We start from the raw sequence: 948 nt of genomic DNA, 5'->3' as shown, positions 1-948 counted from the left end.
TGCTCGAGTTGCTCGCGCAACATCGCTGCCTCGCGGCGTAGTTGCTCCAACTCGGCCTCGTCGCCGCTGGACATGTCTGATTCGTGCGGTGTTCCGAAAGCTTCAGAACGCTCTGAGCTACCCATCTTGCGCTCCTTTCCCACACCGAATTGGTGCGGCGGATACTTCAAAGCTACCGGCGATTGCCGATTGATGTGCGGAGTCAAATACCCACGAAAAGTTAAGATTTTCGTCACGCTGGTAATCTCGGCCACTAATCGTGATGATCGAAAGGGCCTCAGGAGGTGCCAGCGTGACCGCAAAAAGCCTCGCCACAGGCTCGACTCGCGTCGCCGTCGTCGCCCCCTCCGCCGGTGTGACTTCCGTTGCACCCATCGGCCAGACCTTAGCGACACCCTTCGTTCGCGAAGCGGCCAGAGGCGTCTAGCCGGCCGACCGACTGGATGCACCGGCCACTGCCCGTAGCGCTGAGCGCCGCCGCCGCCTTGGCGGCGGTCGGACTCGCGGCATGTTCGTCGCCGCACCCGAATACCGGTTCGTCGGCCACGTCTTCGCTCCCACCGGCCACCTCGAGCCAGGTTGCCGCGCCCAACACGGCTCCCCTGCCGCCGCCCGAGGCCCTCACCGACGTGCTCACGCGGCTCGCCGACCCGAACGTTCCGGGTGCCAGCAAGGTGAATCTGGTGGAGGGCGCGAAGCCGGAGAGCGCGGTCACCCTGGACAAATTCACCAACGCCCTGCGCGACAACGGCTATCTGCCGATGACTTTCAACGCGAACGACATCGCGTGGTCGGACAAGAATCCGTCGAACGTGAAGGCCACCATCGCCGTTCACACCGCCCAGGCCAACAACGCCAACTTCACCTTCCCGATGGAGTTCACCCCCTTCCAGGGCGGCTGGCAACTATCGCGACACACCGCCGAAATGCTGTTGGCGCTGGGAAAGT

The 948-nt window shown here is 63.6% G+C and carries 2 protein-coding genes; one reads left to right on the top strand and one right to left on the bottom strand.

Annotated features, from left to right (window positions below; all coding sequences use genetic code 11):
* A partial coding sequence (locus tag A9W96_RS32985) for a hypothetical protein (protein ID WP_231999944.1) occupies positions 1 to 170 on the bottom strand: 170 nt, incomplete at its 3' end.
* A gap of 273 nt (positions 171 to 443) precedes the next feature.
* Here A9W96_RS32985 and A9W96_RS27975 point away from each other — a divergent pair.
* On the top strand, positions 444 to 948 hold a 505-nt coding region (locus tag A9W96_RS27975), incomplete at its 3' end, for a hypothetical protein (RefSeq protein ID WP_066867407.1).

This window comes from Mycobacterium sp. 1245852.3 (assembly GCF_001669335.1).
In the GTDB taxonomy this organism is placed as follows: Bacteria; Actinomycetota; Actinomycetes; order Mycobacteriales; family Mycobacteriaceae; genus Mycobacterium; species Mycobacterium europaeum_A.
Note: the sequence above shows the minus strand (reverse complement) of the source record. Positions and strands in the feature narration are given on the sequence as shown.